Consider the following 24,709-nt stretch of genomic DNA (forward strand, 5'->3'; position numbering starts at 1 on the left):
CTGTGCCCCCTGGCTCCTCGGTTCTCGTGCCTTCCGGCATGACGGCGCCCGCGAGGCCCGGGGACCCCGCGGGCGCCACCGTCACCCTAGAGCGGATGCCGAATGATGAGACAGTATGTATCGCATAGTGGCCTGACGCCTCGTCAACTCGCGCGTCGCGGGGCTCATGTCACCGGGCGGTACACCGCCAGCGCCTCCGGATCCTTCTCCAGCGTCACCTCGCCCTCCACCTCGGTGACCTCGCCGTCGTACGCGAGCAGCGTGCCCGGCGCCACGTCCGCCAGGCGCAGCCGGGCGACCCGGACCGCCGCGTGGGCGGGCGAGCGGGTCAGCGGGCCCGCGAAGGCGGCGGCGAGCAGCCGCAGCGCCGGCCGGCGGCCGCCGTGCACCACGCGGACGTCCAGCAGCCCGTCCGCCAGGTCCCGGCGGCGGCCCGGAGCCAGGCCCATCCGGTGGTAGGTGCCGTTGCCCGCGAACAGCAGCCACAACGGGCGCGGCCGGCCGCCCACCCCGGCCTCCAGCGGATGCCGGTCGGCGCGCAGCACCCGCACCGCCGCGAGCACCCCGGCCGGCCAGTCGCCGATCCGGTGCGACCAGCGGTCCCGCTCGCGCACCAGCTCCGGATAGACGCCCAGCGAACAGGTGTTGAGGAAGATGCCGCGGCGCTCCCCGCACGCGTACCGGCCGACGTCGACCCGCACCCCCTCGCCCCGCTGGACCGCCCGGACGAACGACCGCGGGTCCTCCACGCCCAGATCGAGGGCGAAGTGGTTGAGGGTGCCGCCCGGCAGCACCGCGAGCGGCAGCCCGTGCCGCAGCGCGGCGTCGGCGGCGGCGTTCACCGTGCCGTCGCCGCCGCACACCCCGAGCACCCGGGCCCGCGCGGCGGCCTTGCCCAGCTCCGCGGCCACGTCCTCGGGGGCGCACTCCACGATCTCCGCGCGGGGCAGCGCCTCCCGCAGGCCGCGCACCCGGTCGGCGGAGCCCGCCGCGGTGTTGACGACCATGACCAGTCCCTCGCCCTCGGGCAGCGCGGGCAGCTCGGCGCGCGGCCGCGCGGGCGTCGCGTGCTGGTCCCGGGTGGGCACCAGGCCCCGTACGGCGAACGCGGCGCCCACCCCGAGGGCGGCACCGGCGGCGACGTCGCTCGGGAAGTGGACGCCGGTGTAGACGCGGGACATGGCCACCGAGAACGCCACCGGCGCCACCGCCGCGCCCCACGCGGGCGACTCCATCGCCACACCCGCCGCGAAGGCCGCCGCCGACGCCGCGTGCCCGGACGGGAAGGACGTGGTGATCGGCTGGCGCTTCAGCTGCCGCACCGCCGGCACCGGGTCGAGCAGCGGCCGGGGGCGGCGCACCGAGCGCTTGCCGACGGTGTTGATGGTGAGCGAGGCGAGAGTCAGCGAGGCCAGTCCGCGCGCGGCGGCCCGGCGGCCCCGTGGCGTGCGGCTCGCCGCCATCGCCGCGGCCGCCGCGAACCACAGCACCCCGTGGTTGGCGCTGCGGCTCAGGCGCGGCAGGACGGGCTCGGCGGCCGGCCAGTGCCGTGCGGCGGCGAACTCGAACAAGCGCGAGTCGAGGGCGAGCAGGCGGCTGCGCAGCGGATGGCGCCCCGCGCGCGGGGCGGTCAGGTCGACGTCTGGGCTCATACAGCAGCGGGTACCCGGAACCGCCCGTCCCCTGTCCCGGCGGCGGGACCGGCACCCGGAGACAGCCATGCGCCTGCTGCTCGTCCGCCACGGTCAGCCCCCGTCCCACGTGGACTTCCTGCTCGACACCCCGGTGCCAGGTCCGGGCCTGACCGCGCTGGGCGAGCGGCAGGCCGCCGCGCTCCCCGAAGCGCTCGCCGGCGAGGACATCGGCGCCGGCTGCGCCTCCACGATGGCCCGCACCCAGCTCACCGCCGCGCCCCTGGCCGCCGCCCGCGGCCTGCAGGTGCGCGTACGGACGGCATCCGGGAGCTGTCCGCGGGCGGTCCGGAGCTGCTGCCCGGCGACTCCGAGCGGGGCCTTCGGTACATGCGGACCGTGTTCGCCTGGGCCGCCGGGCTGCGGATGCCGGGCGGGGAGAGCGGCGCGGAGGCGCCGGCCCGCTGCGACGCGGTGGCCGAGGAGGCGGCCCGCACCGGCGCCGGCCCGGCCGCCCTGTTCAGCACGACGCCGCCATCCGGAGGTGGACCGCGGCCCGCGCCCGCAACGTCGACGTGCCCTTCGCCGCCGCCCACCTCCTCGACAACACCGGCGTCGTCGTCCTCGAGGGGGCGCCCGCGACCGGCTGGACGGCCCTGACTTGGGCGGGCGCCACGGTCGCGGCCCGGGCGAGGGCGGCCCCGCCGGCCGGCCCGCCGACGCGCGGCCCGCAGCCGGGTGACCGGATAAAGCGTTTGCCGCCCGTCCGGCCCCACCCGGAGAATGCGGCCCCATGGGACATCTGGAAGCCGCGCACCTCGAATACCACCTCCCCGACGGGAGGACGCTGCTCGGCGACGTGTCCTTCCGGGTGGGCGAGGGCACGGTCGCCGCGCTCGTCGGGCCCAACGGGGCCGGCAAGACCACGCTGCTGCGGCTGATCTCCGGCGAGCTGACCCCGCACGGCGGCACGGTCACCGTCAGCGGCGGTCTCGGGGTGATGCGGCAGTTCGTGGGCTCCGTACGGGACGAGACGACCGTGCGCGACCTGCTGGTGTCCGTCGCGCCGCCGCGTATCCGCGAGGCCGCGCGGGCCGTCGACAAGGCCGAGCACGCCCTCATGACCGTCGACGACGAGGCCGCCCAGCTGGACTACGCCCAAGCCCTCGCCGACTGGGCCGAGGCACGCGGCTACGAGGCCGAGACGCTGTGGGACATGTGCACCACGGCCGCGCTCGGCGTGCCGTACGAGAAGGCGCAGTGGCGCCAGGTGCGCACCCTCTCCGGCGGCGAGCAGAAACGGCTCGTGCTGGAGGCGCTGCTGCGCGGCACCGACGAGGTGCTGCTCCTCGACGAGCCCGACAACTACCTCGACGTGCCGGGCAAGCGGTGGCTGGAGGAGCGGCTGAAGGAGACCCGCAAGACGGTCCTGTTCGTCTCTCACGACCGCGAACTCCTCGCCCGCGCCGCCGAGCGGATCATCTCCGTGGAGCCGGGACCGGCCGGCGCCGACGCCTGGGTGCACGGCGGCGGCTTCGCCACCTACCACGAGGCCCGCCGGGAGCGCTTCGCCCGCTTCGAGGAACTGCGCCGCCGCTGGGACGAGAAGCACGCCCAGCTGAAGAAGCTGGTGGTCAACCTGCGGCAGGCCGCGTCCGTCAGCCACGAGATGGCCTCCCGGTACGCCGCCGCCCAGACCCGGCTGCGCAAGTTCGAGGAGGCCGGGCCGCCGCCGGAGCCGCCGCGCGAGCAGGACATCCGCATGCGCCTCAAGGGCGGCCGCACCGGCGTACGGGCCGTCACCTGCCGGGGCCTGGAACTGACCGGCCTGATGAAACCCTTCGACCTGGAGGTCTTCTACGGCGAGCGGGTCGCCGTCCTCGGCTCCAACGGCTCCGGCAAGTCCCACTTCCTGCGGCTGCTGGCCGGCGAGGACGTGGCGCACACGGGGGAGTGGAAGCTGGGCGCGCGGGTCGTGCCGGGCCACTTCGCGCAGACCCACGCCCGCCCGGAGCTGCTGGGCCGCACCCTGCTCGACATCCTCTGGCGCGAACACGCCCAGGACCGGGGCGCGGCCATGTCCCGGCTGCGCCGCTACGAACTCACGGCCCAGGCCGAGCAGACGTTCGACCGGCTCTCCGGCGGCCAGCAGGCCCGCTTCCAGATCCTCCTGCTGGAGCTGGCCGGCGCCACCGCGCTGCTCCTGGACGAGCCCACCGACAACCTCGACCTGGAATCCGCCGAGGCCCTGCAGGAAGGCCTGGAGTCCTTCGAGGGCACCGTCCTCGCCGTCACCCACGACCGCTGGTTCGCCCGCTCCTTCGACCGCTTCCTGGTCTTCGGCAGCGACGGCCGCGTGCGCGAGACACCGGAACCGGTGTGGGACGAACGGCGGGTGGAGCGGGCCCGGTAGTCGGCGGGCCGCTCCGGGCGCCGGGCGGCCGGGTCAGCTCCAGCGCAGCAGGGCGCCGAGGCCGCCCACCGGAACGTCCTCCCGCTGCGCCCCGGAGGCCGTGGCCACCGAGACGGCCGGGGCGGCGGTCGCGACCGCCGAGCGGATCAGGGCGTCGTCGGCACGGGCGGGCCAGGAGTTCTGCTCGCCGAGGACCTTCAGGTCCGTACGGCGCACCGCCAGCTGGTCCGGGTCCGCGCCGATCCACACCTCGCGGTGGTTGTCGGGGCCGTCCGGGCGGATCAGCAGCTCGTCGATACGGTGCTCGCGCGCGGCCTCGACCAGCGCCGGAACGCCCTCGGCGGCGATCACCCGGCCCTCGGAGTCCGGTGCGCGGCCCGCCAGGAACCGCTCCAGCTCGGCGTCGGCGCGGGCGCGCTCGTGCTCGGCCCGGACCTTCTCCACCTCGGCGTCCAGCAGCCGGCTGCCCGCCCCGTGCGAGGCCTCGACCACCCGGTCGTGCAGTCGCTGCGGCAGCCGGTCGCGCACCGCGTGCCGCTCCCGCTCCTCGCCGACGAGGATGAGCAGGTCCGCCCGGGTCTCCTCCTCGCAGACGGCGAGCGCGTCCGCGATCTCCGCCGCGTTGTGCTCCCAGGTGTTCTCCACCCGCAGCTGGAAGTGGCGCTCCGACCAGTCCGATGAGCTGGTGCGGTGCACCGGCCACTGCCGGCCGGCCACCGATCCCGCATCCTCGCGGGTCACCGCGGAGCGCAGCTCGAAGTCGGCGCCCTTGCGGTCGATGTAGGCCACGACGCACACCGCGTCCTCGCCCTCCAGGTCGAGCAGCGGCGAGGTGCGCGGCAGCGGCGCCCAGGCGGCCCAGCTGCCGCCCTGCGGGGCCCTGGCCAGGGACGGGTCGAGGACGATCTCACCGGCGCGGGCGAACAGGGCCCGCCCGTACGGCTCGGAGGAGTGCCGCAGTTCCTCGATCGCCTCCCGTACGGCGTCGCAGGTGGCCTCGTCGGCGCCCTGGTCCCGCAGGTCCCGGGCCATCGCCTCGGCGGTGAGATGCCGCTGGCGGGCGGTGTCCTCCGCGTGTACCGACAGATCGACGTACACGGAGGCCCACGGCCCCGGATGTTCGTAAAGTGGATGCAGGAACGCGAGGTCCATGGCTCCCTCCCGGATGCCGTCGGGGATAGTGCTCAACACCGGGCGGGTACCCGAACCGCATGAACGGACACGACGAGCGGGATACCACGATGACCGGAGTCGACCCGGGCCGGCTGGACGACCAGCAGCTCATGAAGGAGCTGGAGACGATCCACCGCACGCGCCACGACACGCTGCTCTACGGCTCCAACGACGCGCTGCGGGCGCACAACGACCGCATGGCCCAGCTGGAGGGCGAGTACCTGCGCCGCAACCCGCGCCGCTTCGTCGCCGCGGGCCGCACCCGTGACGGCGCCCGGGAACGCGCGGGCGGCGACGACGGGGCGGGCGCCGCGACCCGGGACGAGGGCACGCCGGTCGGCAAGTGGGGGCCGGGCGACAGCGGGGCGTCGGGCTAGGCGGGGCCGCGCCGGTCGGGGACAGGGCGGCGTGGGCGTCGGCGTCGGCTCGCGCGGGAACGAGGGCGCTCGTACACGAGGACGCCGCCGGACCGTGAGTCCGGCGGCGTCGCTCTCGCGGTGCGCGCGTGGTCTCGCGCCCGCGGCGGCTGTCAGGCGGTCTCCTTGGCGAAGACGTCGAGGAACGCCGCGCAGAACGCCTTCAAGTCGTCCGGCTTGCGGCTGGTGACCAGCGTGCCGGAGCCCCGCTCGCAGACCACCACCTGCTCGTCCACCCACGTACCGCCCGCGTTGCGGATGTCGGTCCGCAGGCTCGGCCAGGAGGTCAGCTCACGGCCCCGTACGACGTCCGCCTCGACGAGCGTCCACGGCGCGTGGCAGATCGCCGCCACGGGCCGCCCGCGGGTGAAGAAGTCCCGCACGAACGCGACGGCCTTCTCGTCCATCCGCAGGAAGTCGGGGTTGGCCACCCCGCCCGGCAGCACGAGCGCGTCGAAGGAGCCGGCCGACGTCTCGCCGACGACCTCGTCCACGGGAAACGTGTCCGCCTTGTCGAGGTGGTGGAACGCCTGGATCTCGCCCGGCTTCGTCGACACGAGCACCGGCTGGTGCCCGGCGTCCTCGGCCGCCTGCCAGGGATCGGTCAGCTCCACCTGCTCGACGCCCTCGGGCGCGGTCAGGAATGCGATGCGCATGATGATTCGAGGTCCCTTCGGTCAGTGATGGTCGGCGTCGTCCGGCGCGGCCCGCGAGATGTCCGCGAGCGCGCTGTCCGGCTCCTGCGCCACGGCGAGGTCGCCCAGGCTGACCATGCCGACGGGCAGCCCGTGCTCCACGACCGGCAGCCGGCGCACCGCCTTCTGGCGCATCAGCGCCACCGCGGTCGACACCGGATCGTCCGGGGTCACGACCGCCGGATGCGGGGTGCACACCTGCCCGGCGCTCACCGTGAGCGGATCGCGGCCCTCGGCGACGGCCCGCACGGTGATGTCCCGGTCGGTGAGCACGCCGACGACGTCCTGTCCGTCCGCCACCACCACGTCGCCGATGTTCTGGCTGCGCATCAACTGCGCGGCCTCGACGAGCGAGGCGTCGGGGCGGACGGCCACCACGCCCGGGGTCATCACCTCCCTCACGTAGTCCGCCGTCACGGTGCCTCCTCCCCGCGGGTCAGCGCCTCGGCCAGCTCCTGGACGTTGCCGTAGCGGTCTTCGCGCGGCAGCCGGGTCAGCGGCTCGATCAGCGCGTCCGGCGCGTTGTGCCGGCGCAGCTCGCCGATCAGCTCGCCCGGTCCGGCCGGGAAGGGCTTGCGGCCGAGCACCCGGGCCAGCTCCAGCCGGGTCTCCTCCAGGGAACCGAGCCCCGGTCCGCCCGCCACGCGCGGGTCGTCGTCGGCGGAGGGCTCGGGGTCGTGCCACTCCTCGGTCCGTGTGGAGTGGCCGGACCTCAGCAGGCCCTGCAGTTGGTGCTTCATCTCGTCGTCCCGGTGGACGCTCAGCCGGTCACTGCCTCGCTGCATATCTCCCTCCAGGTCTTCGGGGGTGGACACCGCGTACCCGAGGGGCGCGGGCCGACACCGGGTTTGTCCGTCCGATCGGGGGAGACCCGGCCCTGGCCCCCCGCGCACACCCCTCTGGGAAGGACAGGCCATGGCGGTCCTCGCTGTGCTCCTCCCGTTCGTGCTGCTGGGCATGGTGCTGGCGCTCGGGCGTTACGAAGAGAAGGTCCTGCCGGCGGACCAGGACCCGGACGCGGCCCCCGCCGCCCCCCGGCCCACCGCCCGCCATCGCCGGCCACGCCGGGCACCGCTGGGCGGCTAGCGAGACACCCCCTGGGGGGTGGGCTCCGGACGGGGCGCTCGGGGGTCGGCGGATAGGGGCAGGGGCAGACGCGCCACCCGAGTGGGCATGGTCGGCGCCGGACCCGCGGGGCTGCTGCTCGCCCGCCGACTGCACCGGCAGGGCATCGACTGCGCCGTCCTGGAGATCCGGGACCGCGTCTACGTGGAGCAACGCCGGCGCGCCGGAATCCTGGAGCAGGGCACCGTCGACGCCCTGCGCGAGGCGGGCGCCGCCGACCGCCTGGAACGCGGGGGCCTGCCGCACGACGGCATCGAACTGCGCTTCGCCGACCGCGCCCACCGCGTCGGCTTCCCGTCCCTGACCGGCGGCCGCCGGGTGTGGGTCCACGCCCAGACCGAGGTCGTCAAGGACCTCATCGCCCCGCAGCTCGAGGACGGTCCGCCGCTGCTCTTCGAGGCGCGGGCGCACGCCGTCGAGGGCGCCGGCACCGACTCCAGCTCTCCCCGCTGGACCGGATCACCACGTCCCCGCACGCGGCGGCGGAGCTGGCCGCCGACTACGCGGGGCGCCGCACCGACCGAAGGCACGGGCCGCCCGAAGGGGCAGCCCGAGGTTCAGGGCGCGGTGACGGCTCGCCTGCCGGGCCGTCACGTGCCGCGCCGGCCCGCCAGGAACTCCTGCACCTTCGCCTTGAGGCCCTGCTTCACCACCGAGCCGCGGTCCGCGTCGCCCTTCAGGATCGCCGCGGCCGTGGCCTCCATCTGCTCCCAGGTGGCGTGCGGCGGGACGGGCGGTACGGCGGGATCGGTCAGGAACTCCACCACCGCCGGCCCGTCCGCCTCCAGCGCGGCCCGCCAGCCGGCCTCGACGTCCTCCGGCTTCTCCACCCGGATCCCGGTCAGGCCGAGCGAACGGGCGAACGCGGCGTACTGTACGTCCGGCAGCTCCTGCGAGGGCAGGAAGGACGGCGCGCCGCCCATCGCCCGCAGCTCCCAGGTGACCTGGTTGAGGTCGCGGTTGTTCCACACGCCGATCACCAGCCGCGGATCCTCCCACTGGTGCCGGTACTTCGCCGCCGTGATCAGCTCCGCCATGCCGTTCATCTGCATCGCCCCGTCCCCGACCAGCGCGATCGCGGGCCGGTCCGGATGCGCGAACTTCGCGCCGATCACGTACGGCACCGCGCAGCCCATCGTGGCCAGCGTCCCCGACAGCGAGCCGCGCATGCCCGGGCGCATGGTCAGGTGCCGCGCGTACCAGTTCGCCGTCGACCCCGAGTCCGAGGTGACGATCGCGTTGCCGGGCAGCAGCGGGTCCAGCGCGCGGGCCACGTACTCCGGGTTGACCGGGTCGGCGCTCAGCGCCGCCCGCCGCTCCATCACCTCACGCCAGTGACGGACGTTGTCGCACACCGTGTCGAACCACTCCCGTCCGCGCCCCGACTCGATCAGCGGGATCAGCCGCTCCAGCGTCGCCTTCGCGTCACCCACCAGGTTCACCTCGTACGGGTAGCGCATCCCGACCATGTGCGGATCGATGTCGATCTGCACGCCCCGCGCCTTGCCGAACTCCGGCAGGAACTGGCTGTACGGGAACGACGAGCCGATGGTCAGCAGCGTGTCGCAGTCCCGCATCAGCTCGTACGACGGACGGGTGCCCAGCAGGCCGATCGACCCGGTGACGTACGGCAGTTCGTCGCTCAGCACGTCCTTGCCGAGCAGCGCCTTGGCCACCCCCGCGCCGAGCAGCTCCGCGATCGTCTCCACCTCGGCCCGCGCCCCCGCCGCGCCCTGGCCGACCAGGATCGCCACCTTGTCGCCGGAGTTCAGGATCTCCGCGGCCCGCCGCACCGCGTCGTCCGACGGCACCGCCGTCCACGCGCTGCGGTCCAGGCTGGACGGCACCATCTTGAACTCGTGCGTCGGCGGGGTGTACTCCAGCTCCTGCACGTCCCCCGGGACGATCACCGCCGTGGGGCAGCGCCGCGCGTAGGCCGTGCGGATCGCGCGGTCCAGCACGTTCGGCAGCTGCTCCGGCACCGTCACCGTCTCCACGAAGTCCGAGGCGACGTTCTGGAACAGCGTGTGCAGATCGACTTCCTGCTGGTACGAGCCGCCCATGGCGGTGCGGTGCGTCTGACCGACGATTGCCAGCACCGGCACATGGTCCAGCTTCGCGTCGTACAGCCCGTTGAGCAGGTGGATCGCACCCGGCCCCGACGTGGCCACGCACACCCCGAGCCGGCCGCTGAACTTGGCGTAGCCGACCGCCTGGAGCGCGGACATCTCCTCGTGCCGGGACTGGATGAAACGGGGCCGGTTCTCCGCGCGGCCCCAGGCGGCGAGCAGGCCGTTGATGCCGTCGCCGGGGTAGCCGAAGACGTGCTCCACGTCCCACTCGCGCAGCCGTTCGAGGATGTGGTCGGAGACGAGGGTGCTCATCGAGTGGCCTCCCGGGTGACGTGGGCGTTCGGATGCCGAGTCACCTCAGGGGCGGGGGGAAAACTTCACCGAGGCCGGGAGAGGGCCGTAAGCGGGCTCCTGGGTGGTGCGCTGCTGGGTGGCGGGCTCCTGTGTGGTGGGTGCCTTCACCCCGTTGGCCGCGCGGTTCCCGCGAATGGGGGCCGGCCGCGCGCGGGCCCGGTGTCCAGCGGTTGTGATGGCTGCGTGTCTGTCGTCACCGTGGTGGGAGTCGAGTCGTGCGTCGTGCCGCTCGTGTCGTGTCCGTAGCCGTCCTGACCGCAACCGCGGCCGGCGGAGCCGCCGCCGGCGCCCTCGCGGAGCCGGCCGCCGAGGTCAGCCCGGGTCAGGCCGCGCCCGGCGCCACCGTCACCGTCTCGGTGACCTGTGACCCCCTCGACGGCTCGGCGCCCGACGCCATCGACGCCACCTCCATGGCCTTCGAGGACGGGCTGGCCGAGCTGCGGCTGGTCACCGGGAAGGACGACAAGGCCATTAAGGCCGTCTACCGGGGCACCGCGCGGATCGTCCTCCCGGAGGACTTCGAGGACGGCAAGCCTCCCGGCGGCCCGCTCGCCGGGCCGGAGCCCGCCACGGACGGGCCCGCGGCCGCAGAGCCCGTACCGGACGAGCCCGTCGCCGAGGAGCCCGTGCCGGACGAGCCCGTCGCCGAGGAGCCCGTGCCGGACGAGCCCATCGTGGACGAGCCCGCCACGGGGCAGCTCACCGCCACCGGGCAGGCGGCCGGCGAGGACCCCGCGGGCGGGCACACCACCGACAAGGAGGTCACGGACAAGGAGGCCACGGGCGAGGACTCCGCGTGGACCGTCGACGGCACCTGCCCCGCCCCCCACGGTGGCGAGGGCAAGCCCTGGAGCGCGACCTTCACCGTGCCCGCGAGCACCGACAGCGGCGCCGGCGGCTGGAGCGGAGGTGCGGGCAGTGGCGGCGGCCACAGCGCCACCCCCTGCCCCGACCTCAAGGACCCCGGCTGCGGTACGGCGACCGTGCAGCGCGGGGTGCGCGCCGGGGCGGGCGGCGCGTTCGGCGTGTCCGTGCCCGCCCTGGTCCTGGGCGGACTGCTGATCGTGGGCGCACTCGGCGCCGCCGCGCACCGGCTGTACGGCAGGGCTTCGGGAACCGACGGCTGATCCGGGGGTGCGCTGGGTAACGCAGTAGCGCGGGTAGACGACACCGACGACACCGACGGCACGGCTGCCGGCGACGACACGGGCGCCGGTGACGCCGACCCGCACCGGCCACGGACCAGGGAGCGAGCCACGACCGAGAACGACGGAACGGCGGACGAACCCGCGCACCCGAGCGCGCACGGCCCCACGAACGGAAAAGCCGACGGAAAAGCCCCCAGAGCAGCCGGCGGGGCAGGCAACGGAACGGCCGGCGGGACAGGCGACGGGACCGCGGCCCGACCCGGTGCCCACCGAAGCGCGCAGGACCCCGCGCGGCAGTCGGCCCCCGAGGACCACGGCCCCGTCCGCTACGGCCCGCCCGCGCCCGACGACGGGCTGCCCGTCCTGCCCGAGCTGGCCGCCGTGCTCGCCGCGGCGGCGGACCGCGGTGGCGCGGAACCGGTCGGCGGCGGCCTTACCCTCCTGGAGGCCGGCTGCGGCTACTGGGCGCGCCGGGGACTCGCCACCGCGCCCGAGCACACGGTGGCCGCGCCGGGCGCGCCCGCCGTACTGCTCGCGCTGACCGCCGCGCTCGGCGGCGACGTGCTGGTGCCCCGCCCCTGCGCGGCCTGGTGGGCGCCGTACGCGCGCCTGCTCGGGCGGCCCGTCTTCCACGTCGCCACCCCCGCCGAGTGCGGCGGCGTACCCGATCCGTACGCCCTGCTGGAGACCGTGCGGCGGGTGCGCGCCGAGGGCGGCGACCCCCGGCTCCTGGTGCTGTCGGTCGCCGACGACCCGACGGCCACGGTGGTGCCGCCGGAGGTGATGCACGAGGCCGTCGAGGCCGCCGCGGGGGAGGGGCTGCACCTGGTCAGCGACGAGACCTGGCGCGACACCCTGCACGACCCGCACGACACCGTGCTGTTCAGTCCCGCCGAGATGCTGCCCGAGCGGGTCACCGTCGTCACCGACCTGGCCGGCGCGCTGCTGCCGTCCGGCTGGCCGGCCGCGCTCGCCCGGTTCCCCGCCGGGGCCGTCGGAGACGGCCTCCGCGCGCGCGTGCTCGACGTGCTCACCGCGCTCGGCGCGCGGATCGCCGGACCGGTCGCCGCCGCGGCGGCCTACGCCCTCGCCGAGCCGGAACCGGTCACCGCGCGGACCGCCGCCGCCGTACGCCTGCACGCGCGCGTGGCCGAGGAGATGCACCGCGCGGTCGTCGCCGCCGGCGCGCTCGCGCTGCCGCCGCGCGCGGGCCGCCACCTGTACGCCGACCTCGGGCCGCTGAAGGCCGGGCTCGCCGCGCACGGCGTGACCGACGCCCAGGAACTGGAGGACTTCCTCTCCGCCCGGCTCGGTATGCCGGCGCCCGGCGGGCACCGCTTCGGCGACGACCTGGGCGCGCTGCGGGTCCGGCTGTCCACCGGCGCCCTGCTGGGCGGCTCGGACGCCGAGCGCCTGCGGTGCCTGCGTTCCGCCATGCCGACGGAACTGTCGCACGTGCGACGGTCGTTGATCACTCTGAGGTCGGTCCTCGACGGCCTCCGTGACGACGCTCAGCGATGGGAGCATCCTCGATGACGCAGCAGTCCGAGTCGACCACGAGCCCGACGGCCCGGGAGAGCGCCGACCCGGCCGCTGCCGCGGCACCCCTCGCCCCGCCCTTCCCACCGCTCGCCGAACCGCGGCCGCTCGGGGAGCGCAGAGCCTGGCCGCGCGCCTTCCACGACCGGCTGACCGCCCCGCTGCCCGGCATCAAGGCCCTCGCCCGCTTCGCCCGCGAGGGCGCCGTACGGCCCGGCAGGGAGGGCCTGGCCGACATCCCCCGGCTGCCGTACGAGCCCGCACCGCTGCCCCGCGTGGACGCCCGCACCCTCGCCGTCACCTGGGCGGGACACGCCAGCTGGGTCCTGCGGATCGGCGGGCTCACGGTGCTCACCGACCCGGTCTGGTCCCGGCGCATCATCGGCACCCCCACGCGGATCACCCCCGTCGGCGTGGAGTGGGAGGCGCTGCCCCGCGTGGACGCCGTCGTCATCAGCCACAACCACTACGACCACCTGGACGCCCCGACGCTGCGCCGGCTCCCGCGCGAGACCCCGGTGTTCGTCCCGGCCGGCCTCGGCCGCTGGTTCCGCCGCCGCAGGTTCACCACCGTCACCGAGCTGGACTGGTGGGAGGCGTCCGAACTGGGCGGCGTGCGTTTCGACTTCGTGCCCGCCCACCACTGGTCCAAGCGGACCCTGACCGACACCTGCCGCTCCCTGTGGGGCGGCTGGGTGCTCACCGCGCCCGACGGCAAGCGGGTCTACTTCGCGGGCGACACCGGCTACGGCCACTGGTTCTCCCGCATCGGCCGCCGCTACCCCGGCATCGACCTCGCCCTCCTCCCCATCGGCGCCTACGACCCCCGCTGGTGGCTCAGCGACGTCCACTGCGACCCCGAGGAAGCCGTCCGCGCCGCCCAGGACCTCGGCGCCGCCCGGATGGCCCCCATGCACTGGGCGACCTTCGTCCTGTCCGCCGAACCGGTCCTCGAACCCCTGTCCCGCGTCCGCGCGGCCTGGGAACAGGCGGGCCTGGACCGCGCGGACCTGTGGGACCTGCCGGTGGGCGGCTCACGGCTGCTGGAGTAGCCCGCCCGCGAAGGCCGTAGCCGTGAGCCGCACGCCCCTCAGGCCGCCCCCGGCCTGCGCAACCGCCTCCACACGCCGGGGGCCACGCTGATCAGCAGGGTCAGGACGACCGCCGCCACCACGCCCTCCCAGGGCTCGGGGAAGAGGGAGCCGCCGAGGATGCCGATGAGCTGGTAGGTCACCGCCCAGGCCAGGCACGCCGGGAGGTTGCCGCGGGCGAAGCGGCGCAGCGGCCACTCGGCGACCAGGCAGGCCAGCATCACCGGCAGCCGGCCGGCCGGCATCAGGCGGGACAGCACGAGCACGGCCACACCGTGCGCGGCCAGCTTCTCCTGGGCCTGCGCCAGCCGGTCCTCCGGCGCGCGCGCCCGGATCGCGCCGAGCCAGCGCGAGCCGTTGCGCGACCGCATCCCGCGCCGCCCCAGCCAGTACAGCGCGATGTCCCCGCAGAACGCGGCCAGCGCGGCGGTCACGAACACCAGCGCCAGCGCGAACGGCGCGGTCTGATGGAACGCCACCACCGCGGCCCCGCTGACCAGCGCCCCCGTCGGCACCACCGGCACCAGCGCCCCGATCAGCACCAGCAGGAACAGCGTGGGATAGCCGATCGCCTGCTGGGCGGTCTCGGGCGGCACCGTCGCCGGCGCGGCCGCCAGCCAGTTCACCGCGCGACCTCCGGGCGGACGCTCTCCCCGTGCCCCAGCCGGTGCACCACCACCCCGGGCGCCCACCGGGCCGCCAGCCGGACGAACTCGTCGCCGGGCGCGTGGAACTCGTGCGGGCGCACCGCGTCCATGCCGATCGGCCAGTACGTGCCGTAGTGCACCGGCACCGCGCTGCGCGGCGCCAGCCGGGCCAGTGCCTGCGCCGCCCGCCCCGCGTCCAGGTGGCCCTCGCCGAGATACGGGCCCCAGCCGCCGACCGGCAGCAGCGCCACGTCGACCGGCCCGACCTCCTCGGCCATCGAGTCGAACAGTCCGGTGTCCCCCGCGAAGTAGGTGCGCGCCTCGCCCTCGACGACGTACCCCAGCGCGGGGGAGCGGTGCCGGCCGAGCGGCAGCCGCCGTCCGTCGTGCAGCGCCGGGACGGCCCGGATCACGAGGTCACCCACCGTCACCCGGTCGCCGGGCGCCACTTCCGTCATGCGCAGCCCCGTGAGCCGGCGCAGACCGGGCACCGCACGGGGTGCGCCCCGGGGCACGAGCAGGCGCGTGCCCGGCGCGAGCCGCGCGAGCGACGGCACATGCAGATGGTCGGCGTGCAGATGCGACACCACGGCGACGTCCGCGCGCCACGCGCCGTGCGGTGGCGGCGCCCCGCACCGGCGCCTGAGGTGCGCCAGCCGACGTGCGAACAGAGGATCGGTCAGCACGCGCACGTCCGAGTCCTCGACCGTGCAGGTGGCGTGACCCCACCAGGTGATCTCCACCGGCACCCCTTTGCCTCCTTCACGCGACTCCCCGAAGCCTACGGGCAGGAGTAGGGTCGGCGGCGAAACCCTGAGGTGAGGGGGACGCCATGGGAGAAGCACGCCCCGGGCCGGTCCGCGTCACGGCGATCGCCAGTCTGACGCCGTTGCGGGAGCTGGAGATCGACCCCTTCCTGGTGGACTCCCGCGGCCAGCACGCGATGTGCGCGCGCTGGGCCGCCGAGCACGGGTACGTCGTCACCCGCGAGCTCCTGGTGCACAGACTGCGCCCCGACCACTGCCTGCTGTGGGACGGGGTGCGGCCCGGCCGCGACGTGTTCGTCGCCCCCAGCCGCCGCGTCCTGGAGTCCGCCCTCGCCGACGTCGAGGAGTTCACCGCCGAGTGCGTCCGGCGCGGGGTGCGCGTCGAGACGGTGGGCCGGGCGGAGCCCTTCTACGACGCCCAGATGAAGGCCCGCGTCCACCGCAGACTCTCCATGCCGACGGCGGGCTACGACGGGCGGTAGCCGCGGGGCCCGCAACACCGGCCGGCCGACCCGGCCGCCGCGACGTACCGCCCGCGACGTACCGCCCGCGACGTACCGCCCGCGACGGTGCGGCCGGCCCCACGCGTCGCCCCCGGACAACGGGCCGCCGACCGCCACGAGCCGGGCACGCCGCGGACCGGGCGCCGCGCGAGCCGGGCGCCGCACGGAGCGGGCACCGCAGGATTCGGGCACCGCACGAGCCGAACGCCGCGCCCCCGGGCCGTGGCGGGCGGTATGACACGCTGGGGACGGGCCCGTGCCGACCGCGGGCCGGGACGTGAGGTGTACGGGGAGTGCGTGCGGGGCGTTGGCGGCAGGTGGCGAGCCAAGTCGGGCGGAGCGTCGCCGTCTGGGCGGTCAGTACGGTCACCATGCTGGCGCTCGCCGGGATCCTCCCGGACTTCCGGCTGCGGTCGGCGGACGGCGACAGCGCCACCGACATCGCCGTGACCGCCGCGTTCGGCGCGGGCGCCTTCGGCCTGCTGTCGGCGCTCGTGTGGCCGCTGCTCGTACGGCTGCTGCTGCTGGTGCCCGCGCTGGTCCTCGGGCTGCTGGTGTTCGCCCTCAACGGGGCGCTGCTGCTGCTCGCGCTGCGGCTGAACCCGGGGGAGCGGGGCGCCGCCGCGCCGGAGACCGCGGTGGTGGTGGCCGCCGTGATGTCCGCCGTCGCCTCCGCCACGGGCGCCGCGCTCGCGGTGCGCGACGACGACGCCTACCGGCGCCGGCTGTACCGCCTCGCCGACCGCCGCCGCCGCGAGCTGCCGCCCGGTCCCGCCACCCCCGGCACCCTCTTCCTGCAGCTCGACGGCGTCGGCCACGACGTGCTCGTCGACGCGGTCGGCAAGGGCCTGATGCCGACCGTCGCCCGCTGGCTCGGCACCGGCACCGATACCGGGACCGGCACGGGCACGGGCGCCACCGGCACCCGCGACGCGCCGCCCACCGCCCGCCCCGCCGCCCGTCCCACCCACCGCCTCACCCCCTGGCGCACCGACTGGTCCAGCCAGACCGGCGCCAGCCAGCTCGGCATCCTGCACGGCAGCACCTTCGACGTGCCCGCCTTCCGCTGGTACGAGAAGGACACCCAGGAGGTGATGGTCAGCAACCGCCCCACCAGCGCCGCCGAACTCCAGCGCCGCGCCGTCCGGCGCACCGGCGACGGCGGGCTGCTCACCGTGGACGGCGCGAGCCGCGGCAACCTCTTCGGCGGCGGCGCCGACGAGCAGGCCCTGGTGCTGTCCATCGCCACCCGGCGCCGCAGCCGCGAGAACCGCTCCCGCGCCGGCTACTTCGCGTACTTCTCCGACCCGGCCAACGCCGTACGCACCGCCCTCTCCTTCGTCGCCGAGGTCGGCCGCGAGATCGGCCAGTCCACCCGCTCCCGGCTGCGCAAGGAGCGCCCGCGCGTCTCCCGCGGCGGCCTCTACCCGTTCGTCCGGGCCTTCGCCACCGTCGTCGAGCGGGACGTCGTCGTCGCCGCCGTCATGGGCGACCTGCTCGCCGGGCGCACCGCGATCTACGCCGACCTGGTCGCCTACGACGAGGTCGCCCACCACTCGGGGCCGTTCAGCCGGGACGCCGAGCGGGTGCTGCAGCGCCTCGACCGGGCGCTCGCGCTGATCGAGAAGGTCGCCGAGCACGCTCCGCGCCCGTACCGGATCGTCGTCCTGTCCGACCACGGGCAGAGCCCCGGCGAGACCTTCCGCGCCCGCTACGGCCTCACCCTCGGCGACCTGGTGCGGGCCGGCTGCGGCCTGCCCGTGCCGCGCCGGGCCGAGCGCACGCACAGCGGCGCGGAGGCGCGCGCGGCGGTCCGGGCCGCGCTGCGCATCCCGGTCGAGGAGGGCGCCGACGAACGCCGCCCGGCCCGCCGCTCCGAGCCGGTCGTGCTGGCCTCGGGCAACCTCGGCCTGGTCTCGTTCCCGGACGTGCCGCACCGGATGAGCAAGGAGGAGATCGACGAACGCCACCCGGCGCTGCTGCCGACCCTCGCCAACCACCCCGGCATCGGCTTCCTGCTGGTGCGCAGCGAGGAGCACGGCGGGGTGGTGCTCGGCGCGCACGGCGTGGAGGTCCCGGTGGACCGGCTCGACGACGACCACCCCGGCCCGCTCGCGCCGTTCGGTCCGGGCGCCGCGGCGGCGGTCCGCCGCACCCACTCCTTCCCGCACGCCGCCGACATCATGATCAACTCCGCCTGTGACCCGGCCGACGCCGAGGTCCTCGCCTTCGAGGAGCAGATCGGCTCCCACGGCGGCCTCGGCGGCGCCCAGAACACGGCGTTCCTGCTGTCCCCGCTCGTCCTGTCCGCGCCCGCCCCGGACGGCGCCGCGATCACCGGCGCCGAGCACGTCCACCGGGTGCTGCGCCGCTGGCTGCGGGAGGCGGACGGCCCTCAGGTGCCGGTGGACCGCAGGGCGGAAGGGGAGATTCCGGGGGGTCCGGAGCCGGTGGACGATTCCCGGTCCGAAGTCCCCGACGACGCACCTTTTGCGGCGCCGGACCCCACCGTGCAGGACAAAACCGCGTGATTTGGCACCTCTCGAACCGGTGACCGAACATGACGGTCGTCCGGCGATCCCGGGCACCGGCACGACGAGAGGCGCACCACCCCATGCACGACACCGGGACCGTCCAGGCTCCGGCCCCGCAGGCTGCCGCACCCGAGGCCGCCGCGGCCCCCGACAAGCACACCCGGCGCTTCGGGCTCCCCGTCGCCACCGCCCTGGTCATGGGCAACATCATCGGCGGCGGCATCTTCCTGCTCCCGGCCGCCGTGGCCCCCTTCGGCACCGTCAGCCTGGCCGCCTTCGCCGTCCTGACCGCCGGCGCCGTCGCCCTGGCCCTGGTCTTCGGCCGGCTCGCCCGGCGCGACCCGCGCACCGGCGGCCCGTACGTCTACGCCCGCGAGGCCTTCGGCGACTTCGCCGGCTTCCTCGCCGCCTGGGCGTACTGGATCACCACCTGGGTCTCCAACGCGGCGCTCGCCGTGGCCGCCGTCGGCTACCTCGACGTGCTGATCCCGGTCAACGACCACCAGTGGACCGCGTGCCTGGCCGCGCTCGTCATCCAGTGGCTGCCCGCCCTGGCCAACTTCGCCGGCTCCCGCTACGTCGGCGCCGTCCAGCTGGTCTCCACCGTGCTGAAGTTCGCGCCGCTGCTGCTCGTCGCGGTCGGCGGACTGTTCTTCTTCGACGCCGGCAACCTCGGCCCGTTCAACGCGAGCGGCGACAGCGCGCTCGGCGCGCTCTCCGCGTCCGCCGCGATCCTGCTCTTCTCCTACCTGGGCGTGGAGTCGGCCGCGGTCAGCGCCGGCGAGGTCCGCGACCCGCGCCGCAACGTCGGCCGCGCCACCGTCATCGGCACCCTCGGCGCCGCCCTCGTCTACCTGCTCGGCACCCTCTCCGTCTTCGGCACCGTCGCCCACGACGAACTCGTCGCCTCCACGGCACCCTTCTCGGACGCGGTGAACGCCATGTTCGGCGGCTCCTGGGGCGGCTGGGCCGTCGCGCTCGCCGCACTGGTGTCGATGACCGGCTGCCTCAACGGCTGGACCCTGCTCAGCGCGCAGACCCCGTACGCGGCCGCCCGCGACGGCCTGTTCCCCGCCGTGTTCACCCGCAAGCGGCGCGGCGTGCCCACGGTCGGCGTCGGCGTGACCGTCGTCCTGGCCTCCCTGCTGACCGTGTACAACTACACGGCGGGCTCCGCGCGGGTCTTCGAGATCCTGGTCCTGGTCACCACGTTCACCGCGACCGTGCCGTACCTGCTGGCGACCGCCGCGCAGATCTTCCACCTGGTGCGCGGCGAGCACGAGAAGGTGAACCGGGCCCGCCTGGTGCGCGACGCGGTGCTCGCCGCGCTCGCCTTCGGCTTCTCCCTGTGGCTGGTCGCGGGCGCCGGATACGCGGCCGTCTACCAGGGCGTGCTGTTCCTCTTCGCCGGCGTGCCCGTCTACGCCTGGCTGGCGGCCCGCCGGCAGCGCGCCACCGCCTGAGCGCGGCGCCGGTGGCCGGTCTTCCTCGTGCGGTGCGCCGGAGTGTGATCGGATGGTGTCCGTCAACCCGGATCCGTCCGAACCGGGACCGTACGAAAGGAATGAACGTGGCCACCACGCGCTCCGCACACACTGTCTGGGAAGGCAACCTGCTCGAGGGCAACGGGGTCGTCACCTTCGACTCCTCCGGCGCGATCAACGAGCAGCCGGTGACCTGGGCCGCCCGCACCCAGGAGCCGGGCGGCAAGACCAGCCCGGAGGAGCTGATCGCCGCCGCCCACTCCAGCTGCTTCTCCATGGCGTTCTCGCACGCCCTCGCCCAGGCCGGCACCCCGCCGACCAAGCTCGTCACCTCCGCCGACGTCACCTTCCAGCCGGGTGAGGGCATCACCGGCATCCACCTCACCGTCGAGGGCACGGTCCCCGGCCTGGACAACGAGGCGTTCGTCGCCGAGGCCGAGAAGGCCAAGGTCAACTGCCCGGTCAGCCAGGCCCTGAAGGCCGTCCCGATCACGCTGACGGCGAAGCTCGCCTGACCGCGCCCGCCCCGGCTCCACGCCGACCCGGGCCGCCCCTCCCCGGCGAGGGGCGGCCCGCGCGGTTCACCGGGACGGGACGGGGGGTATCAACGCCCTGCGCCGAATGGGGAGGGGATCTTTTCGATGGCGGCGGGAACGTCCGGCGGTGCGGGACCATCCAGCGGTACGGCGGTGCTCGACTCCGCCACCCGCGAACACACCCGCATCCTCATGCTGTTCAGCCTGGCGGGCCGCATCCGCCCGCGCGACGGCGAACTGGGCCCCCTCGTCGACCGCTTCGACTTCGGCCGCTTCGCCCCGCACCTGGTGTCCGGCGCCGCGTTACTGCCCGTACCGGTGCTGACCCAGCGCCTGGAACCGGGCGAGCTGGGCCTGCCCGCCGGCGACCACGGACTCGCCCTGGACACCGCCGGCATCCTCGTCGTCACCACCCCGCGCGGCGACGCCACCCTGCTCCTGGACTGCGAGTTCGCCGGACACACCCCGGCCGGCGCCATCGCCGCCTGGCTCGCCGACACCTGCTTCGACCGCGGGGACATCACCCTCGGCGGCCGTCCCCTGCTCGACGTGCTCACCGACCGGCTGGGCCTGGACAGTCCCCTCGTCTACGGGCAGAACGTCCACCAACTCGTCTTCCCGGGCGGCCGGTTGCTCGCCGACCTGATCACCGCCGCCGCCGAGGGCGGCCCCGGCCTGTTCGGCCCGCTCAACGAGATCGTCTACCGCGGCAAGATGGCGCACGGCCCCAGCCTGCCGCCCAACCTGAAGAACCAGGGCGCGACGGTCTCCGCGCACGGCCGCGGCGTCTCCGTCCAGGCCGGCTGGGCCCCGCACGTGGAGAACGGCCTCGCCCTGGTCGCCACCGGCATGATCTCCGCGCTCGCCGTGCTGCAGCGCACCCGGCTGGCCGCGTTCACGATGATGCGCGCCAACGAACAGGCCGCCGCCGACTCCCCGCAGAACATCCGCGCCCTGATCTCCCGGCTCTCCGCCGGCGTCAACGAACTGCAGCTCGACCTCGCCTTCGGCGTGGAGGCCTACGTCGACAGCCTGCTGATCCCGGAGATGCTGATGGAGGGCTTCCAGTCCTCCCTGCGGGACACCCTCGGCATCCGCGACAGCCTGGACAACTCGGCCCGCATGGTGGAGCGCCTCACCTCCGTCATCAACGCCCGCTCCGCCGCCCTCGACGCCGCCCTCGCCGAACGCGACGAGGCCCGCGACCGCACCATCTCCGGCCTGGTCGCCGCCGCCACCCTGATCGCCCTGCCGCCGACCCTGCTGCTCGCGTTCTTCGGGGTGAACGGCACCGACGTCGACGAGCACCGCTCCATCCTCGACCTCGGCCGGTACGGCGTGGCCTATCTGCTGGCCTGGCTGCCGTTCATCATCCTGGTGCTGATCGGCTATCTGCTGCTGAGACGGGCCGGCCGCTCCGGAGAGCTGCTCACCCCGCCCGACGACGGACCCCCGCCCCTCCCCGCACCACGCACCACCTCCGGGAGCTGACCGCCATGACCCGACGCCCCGCCGTCTCCGCCCACCGCGGCGGATCCGAGACCTTCGGCCCCGCCACCTGGCAGGCGTACGAGGACGCGCTGCGCACCGGTGCCGAGTACGCCGAGTTCGACATCCGCCGCACCGCCGACGGCGTCCTCGTCGTCTACCACGACCCCCGCGTCCGGCACACCGGCCCGCTGCTCACCGAGCTGACCCACGCCGAGCTGAGCGAACGCGCCGGCTACCCGGTGCCCGTGGTCGACGAGGTGATGGAGCTGATCGCCGGGAAGCTGATCGGGCACCTGGACCTGAAGGAGACCGGCTACGAGAAGGACGTGATCGACCGGGCGATCGCCCTGCTCGGCGGGGACGGCTTCGTCGCCACCACCCTGGAGGACCGTTCCGTCGCCGCGATCACCCGCGCCTACCCCGGCGTGCGGACCGCGCTGTCCCTCGGCCGGGACCGCAAGGAGATCGGCGCGGCCCGGTTCACCGCGACCCGGCTCAGCGAGCTGTTCCCGATGCGCCGAATCCGCGCGTGCGGCGCGCACGGCGTCGCCGTCCACCAGCGGCTCGCCCGCGCGAACGTGCTGCGGGAGGCCGCCCGCAACGGCCTGTTCACCATGGTGTGGACCGTCAACGACGACATCGCCCTGCGCGGCTTCCTCGCCGACCCGCGCGTGGACGTGCTGATCACCGACCGGCCCCGCCGCGCCCTGGAACTGCGCGGCGAGCCCCCGGAGGCGGACGGCCGCGGCACCCCCGCCGCCGAGTCCTCCCGGCCGTGACGCGTCACCGGGAGCCGGTCAGCCGGTCAGGACGACGAGCCGCCCCGTCGCGCGCGTCATCGCCACATAGCGGTCGACCGCCCCGGTGACACCCGTGCCGAAGGCCTCCGGTTCGGCCAGCACCACAAGGTCGAACTCCAGCCCCTTCGACAGCTGAGGGGTCAGCGAGCGCACGCGGGGCCGCTCCCGGAACGCGGGAGCGCCGATGACACAGGCGGTGCCCTCGGCGTGCTCCGCCAGCCACGTGGCGACGACCGCCTCCAGCTCGGCGACGGACCCGTGGACGACGGGGACACCACTGCCGCGCACCGACACCGGCACGTTCGCGTCCGGGAGCGCGGCCCGGATCACCCGCTCGGCCTCCGTCATCACCTCGCGCGGCGTGCGGTAGTTGATGCCGAGCGAGGCCGTCTCGATCCGGTCGAACCCGACCCGTTCGAGCCGCTCGCGCCACGACTCGGTGAACCCGTGCCGGGCCTGGGCGCGGTCCCCGACGACGGTGAAACTCCTGGACGGACAGCGCGCCAGCAGCATCTGCCACTCCGCGTCGGTCAGTTCCTGCGCTTCGTCCACGACGACGTGCGCGAACGGACCGGACAGCGGGTCGCGCGCGGCGGCGGGCAGCTCCGACTCGTCGACCAGGCTGACCCGGGCGTCCTCACCCCGCAACATGGTCACCAGGCCCTCCCCGTCGTCCCCGTCGGCGCCGGACGCGGACGCGGCCTCGATCAGGGTGTCCACGACCTGCGTCATCCGCTCCCGCTGGGCGGCCAGGGCGGCCTCCTCCCGGCGCCGGTGCCGGGCCGCCGCCGGGTCCCCGAGCCGCTGCCGCGCCGCGTCCAGCAGCGGTAGGTCGGACACCGTCCAGGCGTGCGGCTCGGCGCGTTGCAGCCTGCGCACCTCCTCGCGGCCGAGCCAGGGAGCGCACAGCCGCAGATAGGCGGGGACCGACCACAGGTCGCCGACCAGGTCGGCCGCCTCGATCAGCGGCCACGCCCCGTGCAGGGCGGCGACCAGCTCCCGGTCGCGCAGCAGCGCGGCGCGGAACACGCCGGGCTCCACGTCGGCGCGGATCCTGTCCCGCAGGATCGCGGCCAGCTCGTCCCAGATCTGCTCGCGCGCCTCGTTGTGCGGGGTGCCGGGCGCGGGCGCGTCGAACGCGTCCGCCCAGTCGTCCGCGCTCACCCGGACCTCGCCCCAGTCGGTGGTGACGGTCACCGCCTCGCCGGGCGGCTCCTCATAGAACCGGACGGCCTTCTCGATCGCCCGCACCATATCCGCGGACGCCTTCAGCCGGGCCACCTCCGGATCGCTCTCCACCCCCGCCGTGGCGCCCTCGGCGACGAGGTCGCGCAGCGTGCAGGTCCGCACGCCCTCCTCGCCGAGGCTGGGCAGCACGTCGGCGACGTACGCCAGATAGGGCTGGTGCGGGCCGACGAACAGCACACCGCCCCGGCGGCGACCGAGGCGCGGGTCGGAGTACAGCAGGTAGGCGGAGCGGTGCAGGGCGACGACGGTCTTGCCCGTGCCCGGCCCGCCGTCGACCACCAGCGCCCCACGGGAGTCCGCCCGGATGACGGCGTCCTGGTCGGCCTGGATGGTGGCGAGCACGTCCCGCATCCGGGCCGAGCGACTGGCACCGAGGGAGGCGATGAACGCGGACTGGTCGTCGAGCGCGGCGTGCCCCTCCAGCCCGTCAGCGGCGAACACCTCGTCCCAGTAGTCGCTCACCCGGCCGCCGGTCCAGCGGTACCGGCGGCGGCTGACCAGGCCCATCGGGTCCGCGTGGGTCGCCGCGAAGAACGGCTCGGCGGCGGGGGAACGCCAGTCGACCAGCAGCCGGCGTCCCGCCGGGTCGGTGAGGCCGAGCCGCCCGATGTAGACCGGCTCGGGGTCGTCCGCGCGGACGATGTGCCCGAGGCACAGGTCCAGGCCGAACCTGCGCAGGGCGCGCAGGCGGCCCGTCAGCCGGTGGACCTCCACGTCCCGGTCCAGCGCCTGCCGGCCCAGTCCGCCGGGCGACCGGCGCACCTCGTCGAGACGGCCGGACAGTTCGGCGATCGCCTGCTCCAGGGCCGCCGCGACGGCCGCGAAGTGCCGCTCGTCGCGGGCGATCAGCGCCGGGTCGGCCTTCGCGGCCAGACGCTCGGGAAGGTCGAACGCGCTCGAGGACGTCGACAAAGAGGTACGCACTTCGTGAAGCTCCCATTCCCGCAGGTTCCGGCTGAGGCCAGCGATTGTGCGGGACGGAGGGGGTCTTGCGGCAAGCCCCCGGGTGCGCTATAGGTTGAGAGTGGCAAGGGGCGGGGGT

General features: G+C 75.1%; 21 protein-coding genes and 2 pseudogenes. 14 read left to right on the plus strand and 9 right to left on the minus strand.

Annotated features, from left to right (window positions below; genetic code table 11):
* Window positions 1–164 precede the first annotated feature (164 nt).
* A complete protein-coding gene (locus G7Z13_RS29015; protein ID WP_166003164.1) occupies window positions 165–1,652 on the minus strand; it encodes a bifunctional phosphatase PAP2/diacylglycerol kinase family protein in 1,488 nt (495 codons plus the stop codon).
* Between the two features lie 67 nt (window positions 1,653–1,719).
* Here G7Z13_RS29015 and G7Z13_RS29020 point away from each other — a divergent pair.
* A pseudogene (locus G7Z13_RS29020) lies at window positions 1,720–2,373 on the plus strand (histidine phosphatase family protein).
* 51 nt (window positions 2,374–2,424) lie between these two features.
* Window positions 2,425–4,044, plus strand: a complete 1,620-nt coding sequence (locus tag G7Z13_RS29025) for an ATP-binding cassette domain-containing protein (RefSeq protein WP_166003165.1) — start codon at window positions 2,425–2,427, stop codon at window positions 4,042–4,044.
* 33 nt (window positions 4,045–4,077) lie between these two features.
* On the opposite strand, the gene G7Z13_RS29030 is transcribed toward G7Z13_RS29025, so the two are convergent.
* Window positions 4,078–5,196 (minus strand): Vms1/Ankzf1 family peptidyl-tRNA hydrolase, encoded by a 1,119-nt coding sequence (locus tag G7Z13_RS29030; protein WP_166005401.1) that lies wholly within the window; start codon window positions 5,194–5,196, stop codon window positions 4,078–4,080.
* A gap of 59 nt (window positions 5,197–5,255) precedes the next feature.
* Here G7Z13_RS29030 and G7Z13_RS29035 point away from each other — a divergent pair, with 59 nt between their 5' ends.
* On the plus strand, window positions 5,256–5,594 hold the full coding sequence (locus G7Z13_RS29035; RefSeq protein WP_240926378.1) for a DUF6158 family protein: 339 nt from the start codon (window positions 5,256–5,258) through the stop codon (window positions 5,592–5,594).
* A 152-nt stretch (window positions 5,595–5,746) separates the two neighbouring features.
* Here G7Z13_RS29035 and G7Z13_RS29040 read toward each other — a convergent pair whose 3' ends face one another.
* Genes G7Z13_RS29040 through G7Z13_RS29050 form a run of 3 tightly spaced genes read right to left on the minus strand, consistent with a single transcriptional unit; the run spans window position 5,747 to window position 7,113 of the window.
* Complete coding sequence (locus G7Z13_RS29040) at window positions 5,747–6,289, minus strand: type 1 glutamine amidotransferase domain-containing protein (protein ID WP_166003166.1); 543 nt, start codon at window positions 6,287–6,289, stop codon at window positions 5,747–5,749.
* Window positions 6,290–6,310: 21 nt separating this feature from the next.
* Window positions 6,311–6,745 (minus strand): CBS domain-containing protein, encoded by a 435-nt coding sequence (locus tag G7Z13_RS29045; protein WP_240926379.1) that lies wholly within the window; start codon window positions 6,743–6,745, stop codon window positions 6,311–6,313.
* Window positions 6,742–7,113, minus strand: coding sequence for a DUF2795 domain-containing protein (locus tag G7Z13_RS29050; protein ID WP_166003167.1), 372 nt, complete (start codon window positions 7,111–7,113; stop codon window positions 6,742–6,744). The genes G7Z13_RS29045 and G7Z13_RS29050 overlap by 4 nt, the downstream gene beginning before the upstream one ends.
* Window positions 7,114–7,243: 130 nt before the next feature.
* On the opposite strand from G7Z13_RS29050, the gene G7Z13_RS29055 reads away from it, so the two are divergent.
* Window positions 7,244–7,414 carry a hypothetical protein gene (locus G7Z13_RS29055; RefSeq protein ID WP_166003168.1) on the plus strand — a complete coding sequence of 57 codons (171 nt, stop codon included), beginning with the start codon at window positions 7,244–7,246 and terminating at the stop codon, window positions 7,412–7,414.
* An 87-nt stretch (window positions 7,415–7,501) separates the two neighbouring features.
* Window positions 7,502–7,888: pseudogene (locus tag G7Z13_RS29060) on the plus strand (FAD-dependent monooxygenase); the annotation flags it as partial.
* Window positions 7,889–8,043: 155 nt separating this feature from the next.
* Here G7Z13_RS29060 and G7Z13_RS29065 read toward each other — a convergent pair.
* Window positions 8,044–9,837 (minus strand): thiamine pyrophosphate-requiring protein, encoded by a 1,794-nt coding sequence (locus tag G7Z13_RS29065; protein WP_166003169.1) that lies wholly within the window; start codon window positions 9,835–9,837, stop codon window positions 8,044–8,046.
* Between the two features lie 278 nt (window positions 9,838–10,115).
* On the opposite strand from G7Z13_RS29065, the gene G7Z13_RS29070 reads away from it, so the two are divergent.
* The 3 genes from G7Z13_RS29070 (at window position 10,116) to G7Z13_RS29080 (ending at window position 13,618) form a co-directional block, all read left to right on the plus strand.
* Window positions 10,116–11,006: a hypothetical protein gene (locus G7Z13_RS29070; protein WP_165994897.1), complete on the plus strand. Its 891-nt coding sequence runs from the start codon at window positions 10,116–10,118 to the stop codon at window positions 11,004–11,006.
* Window positions 11,007–11,381: 375 nt separating this feature from the next.
* Window positions 11,382–12,563 (plus strand): aminotransferase class I/II-fold pyridoxal phosphate-dependent enzyme, encoded by a 1,182-nt coding sequence (locus G7Z13_RS29075; RefSeq protein WP_166005405.1) that lies wholly within the window; start codon window positions 11,382–11,384, stop codon window positions 12,561–12,563.
* Complete coding sequence (locus tag G7Z13_RS29080; protein ID WP_166003170.1) at window positions 12,560–13,618, plus strand: MBL fold metallo-hydrolase; 1,059 nt, start codon at window positions 12,560–12,562, stop codon at window positions 13,616–13,618. The genes G7Z13_RS29075 and G7Z13_RS29080 overlap by 4 nt, the downstream gene beginning before the upstream one ends.
* A gap of 38 nt (window positions 13,619–13,656) precedes the next feature.
* Here G7Z13_RS29080 and G7Z13_RS29085 read toward each other — a convergent pair whose 3' ends face one another.
* Complete coding sequence (locus G7Z13_RS29085; RefSeq protein ID WP_166003171.1) at window positions 13,657–14,283, minus strand: VTT domain-containing protein; 627 nt, start codon at window positions 14,281–14,283, stop codon at window positions 13,657–13,659.
* Window positions 14,280–15,053, minus strand: coding sequence for an MBL fold metallo-hydrolase (locus tag G7Z13_RS29090; protein WP_166003173.1), 774 nt, complete (start codon window positions 15,051–15,053; stop codon window positions 14,280–14,282). Before G7Z13_RS29090 ends, G7Z13_RS29085 begins: the two co-directional genes overlap by 4 nt.
* A gap of 83 nt (window positions 15,054–15,136) precedes the next feature.
* Between G7Z13_RS29090 and G7Z13_RS29095 the strand changes: the two genes are divergently transcribed.
* From G7Z13_RS29095 to G7Z13_RS29120, 6 genes are all read left to right on the plus strand, one after another.
* Entirely contained in the window at window positions 15,137–15,553 is a 417-nt protein-coding gene (locus tag G7Z13_RS29095) for a hypothetical protein (RefSeq protein WP_166003175.1), read from the plus strand.
* 314 nt (window positions 15,554–15,867) lie between these two features.
* Complete coding sequence (locus G7Z13_RS29100; RefSeq protein ID WP_206313161.1) at window positions 15,868–18,105, plus strand: phage holin family protein; 2,238 nt, start codon at window positions 15,868–15,870, stop codon at window positions 18,103–18,105.
* Between the two features lie 83 nt (window positions 18,106–18,188).
* Window positions 18,189–19,571 carry an amino acid permease gene (locus G7Z13_RS29105; protein ID WP_166003179.1) on the plus strand — a complete coding sequence of 461 codons (1,383 nt, stop codon included), beginning with the start codon at window positions 18,189–18,191 and terminating at the stop codon, window positions 19,569–19,571.
* 107 nt (window positions 19,572–19,678) lie between these two features.
* The gene (locus tag G7Z13_RS29110) at window positions 19,679–20,107 is read left to right on the plus strand and encodes an OsmC family protein (RefSeq protein ID WP_166003181.1); all 429 of its coding nucleotides are present in this window, start codon (window positions 19,679–19,681) and stop codon (window positions 20,105–20,107) included.
* Between the two features lie 126 nt (window positions 20,108–20,233).
* Window positions 20,234–21,619: a hypothetical protein gene (locus tag G7Z13_RS29115; protein WP_166003183.1), complete on the plus strand. Its 1,386-nt coding sequence runs from the start codon at window positions 20,234–20,236 to the stop codon at window positions 21,617–21,619.
* A 5-nt stretch (window positions 21,620–21,624) separates the two neighbouring features.
* Window positions 21,625–22,398, plus strand: coding sequence for a glycerophosphodiester phosphodiesterase family protein (locus G7Z13_RS29120; RefSeq protein ID WP_166003185.1), 774 nt, complete (start codon window positions 21,625–21,627; stop codon window positions 22,396–22,398).
* A gap of 18 nt (window positions 22,399–22,416) precedes the next feature.
* Here the strand turns inward: G7Z13_RS29120 and helR are convergent, their stop codons facing one another.
* Window positions 22,417–24,579, minus strand: a complete 2,163-nt coding sequence (gene helR / locus G7Z13_RS29125) for an RNA polymerase recycling motor ATPase HelR (protein ID WP_166005407.1) — start codon at window positions 24,577–24,579, stop codon at window positions 22,417–22,419.
* Window positions 24,580–24,709 lie beyond the last annotated feature (130 nt).

The sequence above is a fragment of the Streptomyces sp. JB150 genome (assembly GCF_011193355.1).
Lineage (GTDB): Bacteria > Actinomycetota > Actinomycetes > Streptomycetales > Streptomycetaceae > Streptomyces.

What these genes read in the sequence shown, in the direction of transcription:
- G7Z13_RS29015 (WP_166003164.1), bottom strand. Translation starts at nt 1,652, where the DNA reads ATGAGCCCAGACGTCGACCTGACCGCCCCGCGCGCGGGGCGCCATCCG.
- G7Z13_RS29025 (WP_166003165.1), top strand. Translation starts at nt 2,425, where the DNA reads ATGGGACATCTGGAAGCCGCGCACCTCGAATACCACCTCCCCGACGGG.
- G7Z13_RS29030 (WP_166005401.1), bottom strand. Translation starts at nt 5,196, where the DNA reads ATGGACCTCGCGTTCCTGCATCCACTTTACGAACATCCGGGGCCGTGG.
- G7Z13_RS29035 (WP_240926378.1), top strand. Translation starts at nt 5,256, where the DNA reads ATGAACGGACACGACGAGCGGGATACCACGATGACCGGAGTCGACCCG.
- G7Z13_RS29040 (WP_166003166.1), bottom strand. Translation starts at nt 6,289, where the DNA reads ATGCGCATCGCATTCCTGACCGCGCCCGAGGGCGTCGAGCAGGTGGAG.
- G7Z13_RS29050 (WP_166003167.1), bottom strand. Translation starts at nt 7,113, where the DNA reads ATGCAGCGAGGCAGTGACCGGCTGAGCGTCCACCGGGACGACGAGATG.
- G7Z13_RS29055 (WP_166003168.1), top strand. Translation starts at nt 7,244, where the DNA reads ATGGCGGTCCTCGCTGTGCTCCTCCCGTTCGTGCTGCTGGGCATGGTG.
- G7Z13_RS29065 (WP_166003169.1), bottom strand. Translation starts at nt 9,837, where the DNA reads ATGAGCACCCTCGTCTCCGACCACATCCTCGAACGGCTGCGCGAGTGG.
- G7Z13_RS29080 (WP_166003170.1), top strand. Translation starts at nt 12,560, where the DNA reads ATGACGCAGCAGTCCGAGTCGACCACGAGCCCGACGGCCCGGGAGAGC.
- G7Z13_RS29095 (WP_166003175.1), top strand. Translation starts at nt 15,137, where the DNA reads ATGGGAGAAGCACGCCCCGGGCCGGTCCGCGTCACGGCGATCGCCAGT.
- G7Z13_RS29105 (WP_166003179.1), top strand. Translation starts at nt 18,189, where the DNA reads ATGCACGACACCGGGACCGTCCAGGCTCCGGCCCCGCAGGCTGCCGCA.
- G7Z13_RS29115 (WP_166003183.1), top strand. Translation starts at nt 20,234, where the DNA reads ATGGCGGCGGGAACGTCCGGCGGTGCGGGACCATCCAGCGGTACGGCG.
- G7Z13_RS29120 (WP_166003185.1), top strand. Translation starts at nt 21,625, where the DNA reads ATGACCCGACGCCCCGCCGTCTCCGCCCACCGCGGCGGATCCGAGACC.